The organism is Shewanella sp. AS1 (assembly GCF_021412565.1).
Lineage (GTDB): Bacteria > Pseudomonadota > Gammaproteobacteria > Enterobacterales > Shewanellaceae > Shewanella.
The window spans coordinates 1-290 of the sequence record NZ_JAKCLJ010000070.1; the positions used below are offsets into that span (position 1 = coordinate 1).

The following is a 290-nucleotide window of genomic DNA, read 5'->3' on the forward strand; positions in this document are numbered from 1 at the left end:
GCTCGTGCCGCCTCGCCCCCGGTGATCACGTGCAGATCGTCCAGGAACAGCAGCACCGGCCGAACGTGTGCGGCGACCCGGACGCTCAGGTTCTCCAGGACCACCGAGGCGTCGGCGGTGCGCGTGATTTCCTGCGCCGCGTCCGTCGCCAGCGCCGGCACGCAGCGGCCTATTGCTGCGTACAGGTAGCGCAGCAGCCGCTGGGGATCGTTGTCGTTCTCGTCCAGATTGAGCCAGGCCACGTCCACCCGCGCGGGTTGTGCCGCCGCGAGGGTCGCAAACCACTGAGC

1 protein-coding gene is annotated in these 290 nt (G+C 69.7%); it reads right to left on the minus strand.

Going from position 1 to position 290, the window contains the following annotated elements:
• Positions 1 to 290 (minus strand): hypothetical protein (locus tag LZP69_RS16090; protein ID WP_234201707.1); only part of this gene is annotated, 290 nt, incomplete at both ends.